The sequence below is a fragment of the Parabacteroides sp. Y3-G-102 genome (genome assembly GCF_023656845.1).
Lineage (GTDB): Bacteria > Bacteroidota > Bacteroidia > Bacteroidales > Tannerellaceae > Parabacteroides > Parabacteroides distasonis.
In genome coordinates, this window is the sequence record NZ_JAMOKU010000045.1 from 29,244 (window position 1) to 43,921 (window position 14,678).

Consider the following 14,678-nt stretch of genomic DNA (forward strand, 5'->3'; position numbering starts at 1 on the left):
CTCTTCGTTTTTAGATAATCAGGAAGGCCACCATGATGACTACCACGGCGATGATCCAGCCGAGCAGGTATTCCTTGGCATGGGGATTGTTCGTGGCAAGCGAATAGATGACAAAGACCAGGGCGATGCCGAGTACCGCCGCCAAAATGTATTTGGCTACGTCCAGAATGGTGTCCGCACCCTCTTTGGCTTTGTCTGTCACTTCGGATAGGCTGTTGATCTTCAGGCCGCTTTGTGCCTCCGCCACTTGTGCCGTTCCCAACAGCGTGAAGAATATGAGAAAGGTGAAGATAACCTTTCCGTAGCGGTTAATGACTTGGTTCGCTTTTTCTTTTACATTTTCGATTGCTTTCATTTTGTTCCTATTTTTTAATTAAACATGAATCGTTTTCAGTCTCTCCCATTGCACATCCTTATACTTGATGGATATGGGCTCTTCTTTCGGCTGTTCCGGCAGGGGTTTGCCTGAGTAGTAGTAGGCTCTTCCATGCAGATACATATCGGCTATCTCGGCGGCCAGTTCCTCTTCTTCCAGCTCAGGCTGAAATACCACGCAGATGACCGGATAGGCTCTCTCCTGCCCTTCCTTGCGCACCGCCCCCCTTATCGGCTTCTCTTTCTCCTTTCCGGAAGAAAGGGCTTTCTTCTTTTTCCGGAAGTAAAAGTGAAGCGTGACACAGGCGAGTATGGCAACCAGTATCAAATCCACTACGTTCATAAGAGTTGCCAGATAATGAGCCAAGTGACCAATGCCGTGATATAGGTGATGATGGCCTCTTTGGTGCGCTCGTGGTTGCTTATCAGCTTTTTAAGTACCGCTAGTCCGGCACATAGAAAGCCTACCCCTATCAGCATGGCGCCTATTTCACGGTATAAGGAGATTAGGCCGGATACATTTGTATCGGCTAACAATATGATAATAAGCATGGTGATATGATTTGTCGGTTAGTAGAGCAGTATCTTTATTCCTACGTTCCAGACAGTGTTCCACTTCTCAATGGATAGTGGATTCCAATGTTGTTGTATGCGGGCAAGCAATGCCGTTCGGGGCAGGATGAATACTTCCAGTTCCGTTTCCAGTTTCGGGCCGATGATGAAGTTGTATTCCTTATCGGGGTGGCGGACGTATTCTGTACCGATGAATCCTCCCAGGGCGATGCCCCAGTAAACGGATTTCAGATTGCTGGCCAGGGTTCTGTAATAACCGCCGTCCACATAAAAGTCCTTACCCTTATCATGTATCGTTTCGGGAATCGTTTCTTCCGGGTTCAAGGTAGAGACTTGTGGTAGGTTGGGTGTGTATTCGTAAGGCTTCTCAAAATAGCTAAGCCCGGCTTTCCAATAGCTTGTCCGGTAGATGTATCTGGAAAAGGACAGGTTGTAATAGTTGCCTGCATTGCCGAACAGGTTAGTGCCGTAGTTCAATTCAAGTGCCGGGATGTTCTCATAATGGCGTTGCGCAAAAGCGCTTACGGTGCATAACAGCAGGCTAAGGCTGATAGCAGTCAGTCTGATGTGTTCCATGGGAATTACTCTTTAGGTTATTAATGTTATATATTTTTCTATTTGTCTCATACGGTGTTTCCAATTTACGCGGATTCCTGTCGGCAGAACCGAATCAAGGTGCTTATCGCGTTGTTTTCGCTCCAAACATATAGATTATATACGGGAGAGCAAATTTTATGAAGGGCTTTTAAAGGGCCTTTCGTGTTTATTTAATGTGCATTAAAAAATACATGTGCCGTAAACCGGCAGGTGTGGAATAATTCTACAGAAAAAAGCCGGATAGGATTAGTTGTGTAAAACTGTCCTGCCCGGCTTATAGGGTTTGGTTTATATGCGCTTTCGGATGTTGCTCAATGCTTGTGGCGTGATGCCGATATAACTTGCTATGTCTTTTAAGGGTATTGAACGTAACAGCCATTTTTCATTGGCCAAAAGCGCTTTGTAACGCGCTTCGGCATCCAGTGTGTAAAACTCCTCTTCCCTTATTATTTTGCGGTTGATGGATCTTACCAAATGTATTCTGGCCAGCTTGTTGAAGTTGATGGATAACTCATATAGCTGATGAAGGTCTTTTTTGGGCAATCTCCAGATCTTGCATGGCTCCAATGCCTTGATATTGTAGTGGGCATGGTGTTCTTCATGTGAAAGGAAAAAATTGATGAACTCTTTGGCTTGGATAAACCGTGCTGAAATCTCTCTATTCTCTTTGTCCGGAAACCATAACCGGACGATGCCGGATTCCAGATAATAGAGGTAGCATACTTCCTCGCCCCTAGTGACGAGGTGTTCTCCCTTCTTGATATGGATAAGCTCGAAATGAGCATCAAGATACGCCTTTTCTTCGTCTGTCATCCGCACGTGGAGATGGGCGTCCATTACCATGAGCGTCTCATCTATCAGGGTGGCAATTGTTTGAACCATTGAATTTGTTTTATGTTTATATAAGGGTACGGAAACGTACCCTCTAACATGGACGTGGCGTTCCAACAACAAAGGCACGCCCCGTACCAGTTTCATACTGGTACAGGCATGCGCCTGTTGTTGTTAATTCCTTAACGATAGATGCCACTCTTTTGTTAGACAGACGGACGTATGTAAAAAGCAGACTGCCAATTTCCTGACAATCCGCTGCAAAGATACTATTTTATGATTTTTGTTCCAACTTTTAGGGATTTAAGTTGACGGCAAGGTCTTCTGGACGAATGCCTACTACCTTTATATAGATATCCCGGTAGATGTTCTCCTTAATCTCCTTGTCCTCTTCAGAATAAAGCCATGCGGTAAATTCATGATAATATTCGCCGGTTCCCAATTTAAAGAAATCCTTATATTGATAATGTCTGCTCACGGGAATGCCTTTCTTGTTTAACAAGAAGGATGATTTGAGCGCATCGTAATATTGTGAGGTCAATATCGCCTTTATCTTTTCATCGAAATATTCCAATGTTTCCTGGTCAAAGAAAAACTGTACAGTGTAGGGCCACTTCTCCCCTTTTCCTTTGATGTACTGGTATTGGAATTTGGTTCTTTCCAGCTTTTTGTTGATACCGTTTAAGATGCTGGTCACCTTCTTCTTCCGGTCATGGTTGTCCTTTACCGTTACATCAAATTCCTTGGCAAGTTGGTCAACCGTAACGGTGAAATAAGGTGCTTGTCCTTGGTCAATCTTATACTTGATCAGGTAAATCATTTTCGCCAGGTTCAGATAAAACTTGCGGTAGCCTTTGCGGTTGGGCAGGTTACGGTAGTCTTTCAGTTCCAGCAGATTGTATTCGGTAAGCAAAGTATTCATCAGATCTTTGCTCAGATGCACGTTGTAATTCCGCTTGGTGCGCTTTTTCGTGCTGAAGTCATCCTTTATCTCAAAGCGATCCAGTATTTGAATGAACTTATATTGCGTCTTGCCGTTCATGGCGTATGCTACACTGAGGTTGGATGTCCCTAAACGGTATAACGCCGCTTCAAAGGTGTTCTCTATCGGATGCTCTATCTTTTGCCCGTTCTGTTCGGTGATATATACCGGACGTTGGTTGCTGAACAGGAAATCAAGCTGCTTCTCGGTCAGTTTCCGTTGCAGCTTGGTTCGCTCATACCCCATGACCTCACAAAAATCGTTGATGGAGAACCAGCAGTCACCGAACAGGTCTTTCATTTGTGAAGATGCCACGTAAATGATAATGTCAGACATGACAGTGCCGCCTGCATCAAATAGAGCTTCCAATACTTTCGTGTTGGAAGACTCGCTGAGAGTCCTGGGGACTCTGCTCAACTCTTTTTGCGTATTGCTTTCCTTCATAGGCGGACACTTGTTGTTTACTGATGCAAAGATACGTTTTTCCCACGGAAGATAGTGAATATAACTCCCTACAAATGAAGATGCCAAAGCGTTTTTTTCGTGTTGTTTCTCGATTTAGTTGTGTAAAAGTGTCCCGACTACGGCTGTTTCCGATCCCCCAGTTGTGTAAAAGTGTCCCGAATGACCGGTTTAGTTGTGCAGAAGTGTCCCGGATTCCTGATTTAGTTGTGTAAAAGTGTCCTGAATGCAGATTCTAGTTGTGTAAAAGTGTCCCGACTTTCCTGTTCAGTTGTGCAGAAGTGTCCCGAATAGTCGGTTAGTTGTGCAGAAGTGTCCTGGTTGCGAAAAGATGCCATCAAGCGCTAACATGCAATAATATAGTTGATTATACGGAAAACCTCCCTTATTAGTTGTGTAAAAGTGTCCCACAAATACTTAAATTCCTAAAAACCTAAATAAAACAAAGAAATGATTTTGCTACTGTATTCTTACTTTCGGAAAAAATTTTGAGGTGGAAACAAGTAGAAGTTTGAATTCTTTAACATATTGTCCGGGATAATAGGCAAAGGGATTTTTCCACAGTTGTGTAAAAGTGTCCCGGTTCAATGCCGACCTTCACTAAAACAGCGTGCAAAAATAACGCCTGCCCGACAAATGCTGTCGAACAGGCGTATATATATTTTTCCGAAAGTAGAATCAGATGCTCATATACTTCTTCAGTATCGCTTGAATCTCCTTGTTATGGCTGGTCAATACGTCTTCAAGAATGTTGTTGGCGATATTGTGCATTCCTAATCCCGTGGCCATAGCAATCTGCTTCAGCTTTCTGTGGGTTTCGCTGGATATCCGGATTACTTCGGTATTCTTTAATTTTCGCTCTTCCAGATATTCCGAGAATTTTTTTCCGCTGACTTTGCTTTCTTCTGTTTTTGGGGAAGACTGCACGGAAGGTTTGGATTCCGGCTTTTCCATTTGTTCCGGCTGAGGTTCTTGGACGGTTTCTGTGACCGGAGCCGATTCTTTCACCTCTTCATGAATGGGCTGTTCAATCGTTGGTTGGGGAATGGTGCTTGCCGCAACACTTCCGATCTGCTGGATTTCCTGCTCTTTCTTACTGGCGCTTTGCAGCAAAAGTTTTCTCATGGCGGCTGATGATGTCCTTTCTTTGTTGGTTGCCATAGCTTTATTCTCCTATATGGTTACAGATTAATTCCAATACCTCTTCACAGAACGCATCACAAGGATGATGGTACGCTTTATTCAGCGTGCTTAAATTGCGTTGATAGTCAACCCTTGAATCCTTGATGTAGTTTTGCATCAACTCGAAAGGCAGGGATTTTTTATTCCTCAGAATATCCTTGAACTCTAGCACATTCGGAAGAACACGGTTCATAACACCACGCACGGTAGTCTTTTTGCCAATCTTTCGACGGCTTTCAATGATTCCCTCATAGATGTTATTGTAAAAGACCAATGTAGGTCTTAGATCGGTCTGGTTCGGCTCGAAGGGAATGATGATCACGTCAACGAAGTGCAGCGTTTCAACTACACCGTTTTGTTTCAGGTTACCCGGAAAATCGACAAGTATAATGTCGTAATTGTCCTGAAGGAAATCCAGTTGGTTGATGAACTCTGAGGAAGAGATATTGATAACCTCATATTCTTCTTCCTTTTTCATGATTCCGTCCTCGGCTTCGTCCTCACGTAATTTTCCGATAGTGTTCTGCATGTCGTCGATATCCACAACGGCAATGGATAAGCCACCCTCTTCGTTTGACTGCGAATGAATATAACCTGCAAACAAAGCTGTCAATGTGGACTTTCCTACTCCGCCCTTGGGATTCTCAAAAGCTACGACTACTCCTGGTAATATTTGTCCCATAATGTACGTTTTTAAGTATGTGCGCAAATATATAAATAATAAATTAAATAATTGCATACTTTTATAATTAATTTATTATATATTTATTTACTTATATAAGTAATTACGTATATAAATATGTATATAATTATGTATGTACTTAATATTATAATTAAGTATGTATGTTCATACTTTGTAATAATGTGATTAGTAACTATGTCTTTTGTAACTAATAGCTTTTCGTTTGCCTGTTACAATGTGCGCAGTTACTTTGTAACAAAGTGCGCGGTTAATCTGGATTAAGAAATCAAGACTTTTGTCTGGTTTTGTTTCACAGCTGAGTATTATTGTATATCTTTGCTAATGCAAGGTATGTTTTTGTGGGTACAAAAAACCTTGCGACAGCCGAGCTGCCGACCAATGTTCGTTACACTCACATACTCTGTATATATGAAAGAAAATCGAGATATAAGTATAAAGATCCGCTTGACGGAAGCCGAGAAAGAACAGCTTCTTCAACGTTCAAAGGAAGAGGGAAAATCCCTTTCTTCCTTTATCAGAGAGTCTGCCTTGAAAGGCAGAAGCATATCGAAAACCGATGTGCAAATGATATATGAACTTCGTAAAATAGGAGCCAATATCAACCAGCTTGCCAAACATATCAATACGCTTCCGTCCGATGAAAATATATTGTATTCATTGGATCGGATTAACCAATACCTTTCGGATGTAGAAACCATTAACCGGAAATTGTTATGATAGCCGAGATACAGCCTTCTTTCTCATCCCACCTGTCCATGAGCCGGAAAATCGAATACCAGCTTTCCAAGGTCAAGGAAGGAAACGGAAAAGTGCTTTGCACCTCCACCGGTGACGAACTGGCCGCCATGCCAGCCTACATGAAACTTATCTCCCAGTTGAATGACCGGGTGAAACTACCTTATGCGGAATTTATTCTGAGCCTCTATCCGGGAGAAAGCCTTTCCGATGAACAGTGGCTTTCTCTTGCCGGGGAATATATCGAGAGGATGGGGTACGGAAAGTCCTGTTATGCCGTTGTCCTGAATACTGACAAGGCACACAGCCATGTGCATGTGCTGCTGACCACGATTGATGAAGAAGGCAAAAGCATTCCTTCCGGGAATAATTACAGCCGTTCCGAAAAGATCTCAAGGGAACTGGAGCAGAAGTATGGGTTATTGCCTTTAGAAAAGGAAGGTGTCAAGAGAACCACATTGGGAGAGTCGCAATACCGTAACTATTATTTTGATGCGGCCTTGAAAAAAGCCATGCGTAGTTATAATTATAAGGATAAGGTATCGGCTGTCCTGGAACAATCCGATACATACTGGTCTTTGGATAAACCCTTGCAAGAAATAAAACTGGCCAATGAAGAATGGCGTGTCCTGTTGGGTGATGAAAGCTATGACAACCTTTTCGCATTGCTGGAAAAAGGAGGCTTTTTCAAACCCTTGTTCAAGGACGAACTGTTACAGCTGCTTGACCGTATTTATTCTTTTTCTGAAAGTACATCCGATTTCCGAAGAAACCTGGAACAAGAAGGGGGATATATGCGCCTTGTCACCAAGAATGACAAATCCTATTATGTCTATGGCATTAAGGATTCTGGATTTTATCTGAAGGACGTTTCGCTTCCTCAGAAATATCGCTTCGGTAATATCCGTTTTGATGGCCATGGCATGAGTGCCGATGAACAGAAGCATTATCTCTATGACCACGTGTTTAAGGCTTTGAACTCTTCTTCCGGATATGAGGATTTCAAGAAGAACTTGGCGGAAGAATCGATTCGGGTGACGGAGCATGTAAACGGCAAAGGCGCATATGGGATTTCTTTCTATATGGAAAACGTGGAAGATCCTCATATCTTCAAGGGTGCGGAACTTTCTCGCCAGCTTACTTATCGGAATATCCAGAGGCATTTCGATGGTGTGGCTATCGGTTTCTCACCGCATATTGATAGGGTAGGGGAGTTCCGTGAGCGGGTGGATCGTGAGGCTTTCTATATGCAGGGTGGGGGAGTTATGGCCATTCCGGAGCTTGACATTACCGGCAGCGGGAAGAAGTCGCAAGAGGATGATCTCATACCGTCCAAAAAGAAACGGAAACGCAAGAGTGGTCCCGATTTCTCATTATGATGAATACTAACTTAATACATTTGCTTTATGAATTATCAGACCGTTTTACAAAATTATCATCCCACTGAACAGGGGGATTTCATGTTGAGATATGAGATAGGTGGCCGGGGATATGTCGTTTACTCACCGGAGAAAGATGCGTTGTCTTGTATCGAATTACATGGCTTTTCCGAGCTTACTCCTTGGCAATTGGCTTTTGTCCTTTCATTGGATATGCAGCAGATGAAAGAACAGGATGAGTTTTCTCTTTCCGTATGTTGCAAGCGGGAAAAGCTCTTGTCATATCTCTTTGATGTAGAGGAAAGCGAAACAACTTTGAAGACAAAACATGTGTCCGGGTGGCAAGGCTATCTGATGATGGATATACACAAACCTGATAAGGTACGGAACGTGTTCCAGTTTCATCCGGAAACGAAAGAAGCCCGTTTGGTCTTTGACAATCGGTTATGTGTCGCTTCCCTTCGTGAGAAAGAAAAAGGAAAGCTCATCCATCTCTGTTGGAGTCCTTCTCTCTTTGCTGCCATCGATAAGGGAGGAGAGCGTACCGCACCGGCTTATCTGTTGGCTTCTGATGCTGCCTTGTTGCATGGGTATGCCATGAAGCAGATTGCGGAATGCTTTGCCGGTACACCGGTTGAAGAACAGGTTATCGGCATTCATGTGGGGGATAATGTCTATGAAGCCTTGTCTTTCGTGTGTTATTATGCCCGTAACACACAGAATGAATACATGGTTATCCCGGAGAGAAAAGATGGGATGGTAATTCTTGAAACTCCGAAATGGAATCCGATACGCCAGGCCAACTTCGTGGCTTCACTGAACAAGATGGCGGTTGACCAGGCGAAGAAACGCTATCCGGAAATGGAGGTTCCAAATGAACGGCCATTCACATGTCTCTCTTTTTCCCGGAAGTCTTTCGTCTATTTCCCGGATCTGAAGGTGTATCAGGAGGTGTTCTTGAAGATGTATTTGGGATTGGTGAGGTTACAGGAGGTGCATTTGCTGGGGTAAGGAACAATTGCAGTGCTGCTTATAATATAGTGGCACTACTATTGTTAGAGTACTTCTATCGTTCCTTTGGTTACGGCATCGGCCAGTAGTCTTTTTACAATCCTGCCACTGGGAGGATTGGTTATCCCAAGCGTTATCTCAACCCTGTTTGATAGAGGATGATAGTGCAGGTATTGGAGGATTTCATCTTCAATAGTCATGTTCTAATTCTTTTATCGGGACAATTTTGCCTGATATTTATGCTTTTGTTTATTGTTCTGTCCCGATAGAGATTATTTTGGATGGACAAAGAAACGCTATCCGGAAATGGAGGTTCCGAATGAACGGCCATTCACGTGCCTTTCTTTTGCCGGAAGTCTATCGTCTATTTCCCGAGTCTGAAGGTGTATCTGGAGGTGTTTTTGAAGATGTATTGGGAATTGGTGAGGTTACAAGAGGCGCATTTGTTGGAATAAGGAAAAGGGTGCATCTAATGCCCAATTTGAAAGGATCACCTGCTACAGATAACTGTAACAGGGATATTATCCTTAAAAAGTGAGTTAGATACACCCTTTTAAAGTGCTTCTGTTATTTCTTTGTTTACGGTGTTGGGGAATAATCTTTTTATTACTCAGTTATAGGGAAAATAGGTCTGATATTTATGTTTGGATTATATACTTTGAGGATAAGTGAAGAAAGATATCTGAAGGTGGATTCTTTTATTTAGAGTTCCTTTTAGAATAAGATTTCGCCAAACAGAAATATATTTAGAATTGTTTCTCATAAATCTCAATGCTGCAACATTGAAGGCCAATCTGTAAGCTTGATATCTTATACATTTATTCTTATTTCCAACTTTTCATATAGCACAACCGCCTTTATCAGAGGCAGATTCTCCTTGTAGAACCACGGGAAATCAATACATCTGAAATCGATATGGCTCTCCTCTAGTAAATTGAAAAAACGGATATCGTTTATCATGTCTTTTATGGAAACGAATAGAAGTGGTATTTTCTTTCTTTTGCAAAAGAATAATGCCTTTTGCAGTTCTGCGTATGCGATGGTTTGTTCATCTTTGTAGGTTGAGTCATTTTTCTTGTCAAAAAAAGATAACTGGACTTTTAATGAATCATGCCGTTGGAGGTATTCTGCTAGCAGTTTCTGTGTTTCGGGAGAGTTGTTATCGCCATATAGTATTATATCATTGTATTGTTTCATATCAGGTATTTGTTCCGGTTGCACACTTCTTTTTTCCAAAGGTAACCTTGCATATTCTTTTATTAGATGTTGTTTCGTGACCTTCCGGGGATTCTCTACTGAGTAGAATGCATATTTGAATATAAATTGAATCCCTTTCTTCTGTACACATTCCTGTTCTGAGAAAAAAGAATTCAGACGTATTTTGGCCTCTTGAAGGAACTGTTTGGGGATATCTTCCTGATAGGTATTGGTTGTGTATTCAAGGACGGTCTTTTTCATGAAAAAAATCAATGGACAGATTCATTACCAGTATCTATGATAAGTTTTTCCAACCCGTCAATTTTTGCGTAATGCTGTTTCTACTATTTAGAATCCGGAAACGAAGCTCCTTTCGCGAGATTTATAGTCCGGTATATATACTTGCTTACCATATGAATAAGTGGTTTTTGAACATTCCACCGGCAAATTCATTCCGAATGCCTTCCACATTGAGTACAATCTTGGTCTTGTCCATAATAATCAATGCTATAGATTATCATTTCTTTTTCAATATGGATATTAGGTTATCTAATTGAGGTTCGATAACTGTCTTGTAAACCAACTTCATTCTTTTATCAGAGGCTTTAATAAATGATTCCATTTTTCGTCTTATGTCCTCATTTGTTATTCCCGTCAGATTTTTCAGATACCATAGAATGGCAAGCAGGTAATATACATTCTCCAGGTCCACGGAAAAATCGCAGCCCATACCACCAGGTACGTCCACAATTTCCGTGTTCAGTGATTTCTTTTTTTCGATGATTTCTTCAAGAGCCTTTATCTCCAATGGATTGAGTTGAGACCATTCTTCCGGCCAAATATCACTTGCTACAGTTTCTATTGAATCCCAATCTTTTCGTAAATTAAATTCTTTATTATCCATATTTTCGTTACATTAATTTTAGATAAAACATAAATCAATATAAAAGCGATTAGAGCCATAATCAGCATATACCATGATACATTCATCTCTTTTACGAAAGAGTAGCAAGCATATCCCGCTAACGCGAACAAGCTATAGTGGATGATTGACAACCATACGTTCATTGGTGAACTCTGTTGTATCAAGGCATTTTCAGATACGCTTCTTTGTAAATGTTCGATTTGTAATTCTTCTATTGCGTATGCCAACCCGTATCTTTTATCCTTAATGTTTTTACGTAATGTTTCAGTTCGTACTTTCAAAAGATATTTCGCCGATTCGGACATAGACTTCGCTCCGTATAGCGTATTCACCACTTCTAGCGCATGATTATTGGCAATAATTTCATTATATGCTATAGGCCAGAACTGTAGTAATGCCAATACGGAAGCGAGTAGAATCGCGGAAATTTTCATCCAGGCAGGAATGTCCGATACCAAAACAAATAGAGGCAGAATAATAGCCGAACAATAAAATTGCCTCTTGAATGCCAGCATCAAATCATGGGATACACAATGTGCAAATTCATGTGCCAACAAGATTCTGTCTTTCATGGATTGCGGATAAAATGTCTTGGGAACGAATATGAAAGAAGATGCATTATAAAACGCAAAACTTTTGAATTGTCCGAACAATTTGTTTGCCCGGATAACAATTGTTCGCTTATCTCCTTGCCTGTTGCCCCACTGGAATAATTGGTATTTTCGCATTTCTGTGTCGATTTCTTTAATAATGTCATCTTCAATTATTTCCAAATCGATACCCTGTTCTTTGAACTCTTCTACCGCCTTATTCAAATCCAATAGTTGGTTTTTGAATACAGATTGAATGGAAAATTGAAAAATTCCCCAATCTACTATTATGGCAAGAGGCAATAGATAAAGTGCCGTATAATTGAAAAAACATGTAATAAGGCATAACACGGAACAACGGCATATCACCAATATGGTATTTAGTAAATCTAATATTCTAAATATGAAAAGATAGAGTACCATATTACATAGAAAATTTGTCCAATTAAAATATTTTGAAATTTATAAGTTCCAAAAAGCAAAGGTAATTATATACGACTTTACACTATCTCTAAAATAATAAAAGGACACATGATTATGTATCCTTTTATTATCTTGTATAATTCAGCTATGATTACATGTTTAACACCTTTCTTGATCGTAACCGTATCGCCTCTGCTAACAACCGACCTGATATCATCGAGTACCAGTACTCCTTCGCCGTCGATAAACGTCCAGACTTCATTGCGATGGCGGTGTAACTGATAGCTGATACTCTTATCGGATTTGATTTTCAGTTGCTTGGTAATGGATTTGTAACCGTTGGAAAACTCGGCGGTATTGACTACTTTGTATTCACCCCAACGACGTTCCTCGAATATCGGCCGATATTGCAGAAGGTCGGCGTAGGTCTGTCCCATCCTCGTCATCCCAGGGCCGGTAGACCTCACCGAGCAGCCCGGCGATATCCTCCCTGTGCTCCTCCATATGAAGCCCAGCTGCCGGATGATGAAACCCGAGATGCTGCCGCAACCGGAGGCCCTGACCAGCATGGCGATACGGCGGTGCAGCCTCCCGTCAATGTACACGGTCTTCCACTCCGCGGACTTGGGAGCGGGAACCTCCTCTTGTATTCTTCCGGGGATGTCATTTCTGCCGCTCGGGACCGCCTTTCACGGTCCGGCGTATCCACTGGAGGTTCCGGAGATGTGGAGACGGGATCTGACAGGAAGTTCCCCATAAGCCCGACCCTCCCGAGAATTATATCGGAAAGCCGGTCCTTTTCCTTTTTTGAATCCATTTTCTTAAAATCTTAAATTATTAAATTACACAACCGGTATTGTTTCGGAATACAAAATAAAGGAAGAAGAGGACAGGACGGAACCGCCTGTCACTTATAGTCATGGAAAGTCTGTTATTGTCATGGGGTGTGTAAAAGGGGAAGGTGGGGAGGCTCTCCATTTACAGAAGTGTAGAAGTAACAATCCGTCAATGGAAACAACGAAGGAAGGACACGAGGTATGTACGGCTCACCGCCCGTTCTCCACTTGCAGAAGTGTAGAAGTAACAATCCGTCAATGGAGATAACGAAGGAAGGACACGAGGCATATACGGCTCACCGTCCGTTCTCCATTTGCAGAAGTGTAGAAGTAACAATCCGTCAATGGAGATAACGAAGGAAAGACACGAGGCATATACGGCTTACCGTCCGTTCTCCATTTGCAGAAGTGTAGAAGTAACAATCCGTCAATGGAGATAACGAAGGAAAGACACGAGGCATATACGGCTCACCGCCCGTTCTCCATTTGCAGAAGTGTAGAAGTAGCAATCCATTAATGGAGAATTGGGTATGGAAAGGGCTGATTTCCCGTATATGTGCCTCTTTATTCCCGAATTATGGGCGTAAGCCGCATGGTTATGGAGAGATATCCACCCTTTTATGGGGAGAAAGGCCGACAAATCCCCGATGGAAATGCCCCGCAAATCACAAGAGAACAGCCATATAATGGGCTGATACACAATAATTATTGGAGAAACGTGGTCCGCCCCTGCGGACAGCAAGTTGTCTTTTCGTTAAACGAAAACCAAGCGGTTTAACGGCAACCTGCCGCCAAACCGTCCCTACCCCCTGATGCTCCGGAGTCGTGGGGGATAAGCTACCGGCATGTTCCATGTCCCTTTGGCATGGGATCCTGCGGATGAATCCGGGCACAGAAAGGCGATTTTCGCATAATTTTTCACAAGGTAGTTCCAGAAAAAACTGGTAGCAAGACTTTGCTGGAAGGACTAAACAAGAAGGTGAAAGGAGTGATGTACACCCGCAATGCCCTTGTCCTTTTTCGACTGGGATGCATAAAGGAAGCGAAATATTTTATAAGTGGTTTCTTTCCACCAACCAGAAGGGTTGGTGGAAGCAGATTACCATTCAGTAGATACCAGTTCTGAAAGATGTAAACAACTTGTTTCTTAGATAGCCTTATAAATATGCTACTACTTATTACAGTTCATTTGGAAATGTTATTCTCACTTTTATTCCTCCGCTTTTTCACTTGCTCCACTGCTTCAGATATGATTCCATTGTTTTCAAAACGCTGCGTGTAATTGGTATAATCCGGGTGAATACGTTCGTAAGTTGGGTCAGTGAATAAGGGACTCGTAATAATGTGGTCCGCAGTCGAACGGTTACAGCAGAAAACAATATTTTCAACTCCAGCCAGTCTGGTCAATGCTTTCACATCCGTATCGTGCGGCTGTAGTGTCATCGGATCTGTAAAAAAGAACAGATAGTCTATTTCTCCTTCTACGATCCGCGAACCAATTTGCTGGTCACCTCCTAAAGGACCAGATTTCAGGATTGTGATATCCCATTTGATTTCAGGATGTTTTTCTTCAAGGGCTTTTTTAATTAGTGTACCGGTTGTACCCGTACAATAGAATTTATGTCCTATCAGACGTTCCGAGTTCCAGAGAACCCACTCTATCATGTCTTTTTTCATTGCATCGTGTGCAACAAGTCCAATTCTACGAACCATTGTTTCCATAAAGCTAAATTATTTTATTTTTATATGATAATTAGAGTTTATATTGAATAATTGATTAAGGCGTTCTTTGACTTATCTTTGTGGTCTAAAAAGTTCAATTGATGTATTACGACAAGATTCGCCACCGTAATAGCCAAGTACTTGCAGCTACAGGA

General features: G+C 42.0%; 17 protein-coding genes and 1 pseudogene. 3 read left to right on the forward strand and 15 right to left on the reverse strand.

Going from position 1 to position 14,678, the window contains the following annotated elements; genetic code table 11:
* Positions 1 to 10: 10 nt before the first annotated feature.
* From NBH16_RS18515 to NBH16_RS18550, 8 genes are all read right to left on the reverse strand, one after another.
* Positions 11 to 355, reverse strand: coding sequence for a hypothetical protein (locus NBH16_RS18515; RefSeq protein WP_044545393.1), 345 nt, complete (start codon positions 353 to 355; stop codon positions 11 to 13).
* Between the two features lie 18 nt (positions 356 to 373).
* Positions 374 to 718 (reverse strand): hypothetical protein, encoded by a 345-nt coding sequence (locus NBH16_RS18520; RefSeq protein WP_009276850.1) that lies wholly within the window; start codon positions 716 to 718, stop codon positions 374 to 376.
* Positions 715 to 927 (reverse strand): hypothetical protein, encoded by a 213-nt coding sequence (locus NBH16_RS18525; RefSeq protein ID WP_005868879.1) that lies wholly within the window; start codon positions 925 to 927, stop codon positions 715 to 717. Before NBH16_RS18525 ends, NBH16_RS18520 begins: the two co-directional genes overlap by 4 nt.
* An 18-nt stretch (positions 928 to 945) precedes the next feature.
* Positions 946 to 1,524 (reverse strand): conjugal transfer protein TraO, encoded by a 579-nt coding sequence (locus NBH16_RS18530; RefSeq protein ID WP_122383159.1) that lies wholly within the window; start codon positions 1,522 to 1,524, stop codon positions 946 to 948.
* 309 nt (positions 1,525 to 1,833) lie between these two features.
* Positions 1,834 to 2,427: a Crp/Fnr family transcriptional regulator gene (locus NBH16_RS18535; RefSeq protein ID WP_009276852.1), complete on the reverse strand. Its 594-nt coding sequence runs from the start codon at positions 2,425 to 2,427 to the stop codon at positions 1,834 to 1,836.
* Positions 2,428 to 2,671: 244 nt separating this feature from the next.
* Positions 2,672 to 3,802, reverse strand: coding sequence for a hypothetical protein (locus NBH16_RS18540; protein WP_044545390.1), 1,131 nt, complete (start codon positions 3,800 to 3,802; stop codon positions 2,672 to 2,674).
* Positions 3,803 to 4,498: 696 nt separating this feature from the next.
* Positions 4,499 to 4,981 (reverse strand): DUF3408 domain-containing protein, encoded by a 483-nt coding sequence (locus NBH16_RS18545; RefSeq protein WP_009276859.1) that lies wholly within the window; start codon positions 4,979 to 4,981, stop codon positions 4,499 to 4,501.
* A gap of 4 nt (positions 4,982 to 4,985) precedes the next feature.
* Entirely contained in the window at positions 4,986 to 5,684 is a 699-nt protein-coding gene (locus tag NBH16_RS18550) for a ParA family protein (protein WP_122383165.1), read from the reverse strand.
* A gap of 399 nt (positions 5,685 to 6,083) precedes the next feature.
* Between NBH16_RS18550 and NBH16_RS18555 the strand changes: the two genes are divergently transcribed.
* Genes NBH16_RS18555 through NBH16_RS18565 form a run of 3 tightly spaced genes read left to right on the forward strand, consistent with a single transcriptional unit; the run spans position 6,084 to position 8,830 of the window.
* The gene (locus NBH16_RS18555) at positions 6,084 to 6,422 is read left to right on the forward strand and encodes a plasmid mobilization protein (RefSeq protein WP_008770294.1); all 339 of its coding nucleotides are present in this window, start codon (positions 6,084 to 6,086) and stop codon (positions 6,420 to 6,422) included.
* Complete coding sequence (locus NBH16_RS18560) at positions 6,419 to 7,819, forward strand: relaxase/mobilization nuclease domain-containing protein (protein WP_009276906.1); 1,401 nt, start codon at positions 6,419 to 6,421, stop codon at positions 7,817 to 7,819. The genes NBH16_RS18555 and NBH16_RS18560 overlap by 4 nt, the downstream gene beginning before the upstream one ends.
* A 27-nt stretch (positions 7,820 to 7,846) precedes the next feature.
* Complete coding sequence (locus NBH16_RS18565; RefSeq protein WP_008781160.1) at positions 7,847 to 8,830, forward strand: hypothetical protein; 984 nt, start codon at positions 7,847 to 7,849, stop codon at positions 8,828 to 8,830.
* A 44-nt stretch (positions 8,831 to 8,874) separates the two neighbouring features.
* Here the strand turns inward: NBH16_RS18565 and NBH16_RS18570 are convergent, their stop codons facing one another.
* The 7 genes and pseudogenes from NBH16_RS18570 to NBH16_RS18595 form a co-directional block, all read right to left on the reverse strand.
* A complete protein-coding gene (locus NBH16_RS18570; protein ID WP_009276905.1) occupies positions 8,875 to 9,030 on the reverse strand; it encodes a hypothetical protein in 156 nt (51 codons plus the stop codon).
* A 610-nt stretch (positions 9,031 to 9,640) separates the two neighbouring features.
* Positions 9,641 to 10,288, reverse strand: coding sequence for a hypothetical protein (locus NBH16_RS18575; protein ID WP_007844576.1), 648 nt, complete (start codon positions 10,286 to 10,288; stop codon positions 9,641 to 9,643).
* A gap of 256 nt (positions 10,289 to 10,544) precedes the next feature.
* Positions 10,545 to 10,931, reverse strand: a complete 387-nt coding sequence (locus tag NBH16_RS18580) for a hypothetical protein (RefSeq protein WP_007844574.1) — start codon at positions 10,929 to 10,931, stop codon at positions 10,545 to 10,547.
* Positions 10,886 to 11,767 carry a hypothetical protein gene (locus tag NBH16_RS18585; protein ID WP_225982696.1) on the reverse strand — a complete coding sequence of 294 codons (882 nt, stop codon included), beginning with the start codon at positions 11,765 to 11,767 and terminating at the stop codon, positions 10,886 to 10,888. The genes NBH16_RS18580 and NBH16_RS18585 overlap by 46 nt, the downstream gene beginning before the upstream one ends.
* Before the next feature lie 275 nt (positions 11,768 to 12,042).
* On the reverse strand, positions 12,043 to 12,411 hold the full coding sequence (locus NBH16_RS18590) for a cupin domain-containing protein (protein ID WP_029257273.1): 369 nt from the start codon (positions 12,409 to 12,411) through the stop codon (positions 12,043 to 12,045).
* Positions 12,338 to 12,782, reverse strand: a pseudogene (locus NBH16_RS23480) (DUF3408 domain-containing protein). Before NBH16_RS23480 ends, NBH16_RS18590 begins: the two are co-directional and overlap by 74 nt.
* A gap of 1,204 nt (positions 12,783 to 13,986) precedes the next feature.
* Positions 13,987 to 14,523, reverse strand: coding sequence for a methylglyoxal synthase (locus tag NBH16_RS18595; RefSeq protein ID WP_250788953.1), 537 nt, complete (start codon positions 14,521 to 14,523; stop codon positions 13,987 to 13,989).
* Positions 14,524 to 14,678: the final 155 nt, after the last annotated feature.

Excerpts from the sequence above, each read along its gene's own strand:
- NBH16_RS18515 (WP_044545393.1), bottom strand. The coding sequence starts at position 355 with ATGAAAGCAATCGAAAATGTAAAAGAAAAAGCGAACCAAGTCATTAAC.
- NBH16_RS18520 (WP_009276850.1), bottom strand. The coding sequence starts at position 718 with ATGAACGTAGTGGATTTGATACTGGTTGCCATACTCGCCTGTGTCACG.
- NBH16_RS18525 (WP_005868879.1), bottom strand. The coding sequence starts at position 927 with ATGCTTATTATCATATTGTTAGCCGATACAAATGTATCCGGCCTAATC.
- NBH16_RS18530 (WP_122383159.1), bottom strand. The coding sequence starts at position 1,524 with ATGGAACACATCAGACTGACTGCTATCAGCCTTAGCCTGCTGTTATGC.
- NBH16_RS18535 (WP_009276852.1), bottom strand. The coding sequence starts at position 2,427 with ATGGTTCAAACAATTGCCACCCTGATAGATGAGACGCTCATGGTAATG.
- NBH16_RS18540 (WP_044545390.1), bottom strand. The coding sequence starts at position 3,802 with ATGAAGGAAAGCAATACGCAAAAAGAGTTGAGCAGAGTCCCCAGGACT.
- NBH16_RS18545 (WP_009276859.1), bottom strand. The coding sequence starts at position 4,981 with ATGGCAACCAACAAAGAAAGGACATCATCAGCCGCCATGAGAAAACTT.
- NBH16_RS18550 (WP_122383165.1), bottom strand. The coding sequence starts at position 5,684 with ATGGGACAAATATTACCAGGAGTAGTCGTAGCTTTTGAGAATCCCAAG.
- NBH16_RS18555 (WP_008770294.1), top strand. The coding sequence starts at position 6,084 with ATGTTCGTTACACTCACATACTCTGTATATATGAAAGAAAATCGAGAT.
- NBH16_RS18560 (WP_009276906.1), top strand. The coding sequence starts at position 6,419 with ATGATAGCCGAGATACAGCCTTCTTTCTCATCCCACCTGTCCATGAGC.
- NBH16_RS18565 (WP_008781160.1), top strand. The coding sequence starts at position 7,847 with ATGAATTATCAGACCGTTTTACAAAATTATCATCCCACTGAACAGGGG.
- NBH16_RS18570 (WP_009276905.1), bottom strand. The coding sequence starts at position 9,030 with ATGACTATTGAAGATGAAATCCTCCAATACCTGCACTATCATCCTCTA.
- NBH16_RS18575 (WP_007844576.1), bottom strand. The coding sequence starts at position 10,288 with ATGAAAAAGACCGTCCTTGAATACACAACCAATACCTATCAGGAAGAT.
- NBH16_RS18580 (WP_007844574.1), bottom strand. The coding sequence starts at position 10,931 with ATGGATAATAAAGAATTTAATTTACGAAAAGATTGGGATTCAATAGAA.
- NBH16_RS18590 (WP_029257273.1), bottom strand. The coding sequence starts at position 12,411 with ATGACGAGGATGGGACAGACCTACGCCGACCTTCTGCAATATCGGCCG.
- NBH16_RS18595 (WP_250788953.1), bottom strand. The coding sequence starts at position 14,523 with ATGGAAACAATGGTTCGTAGAATTGGACTTGTTGCACACGATGCAATG.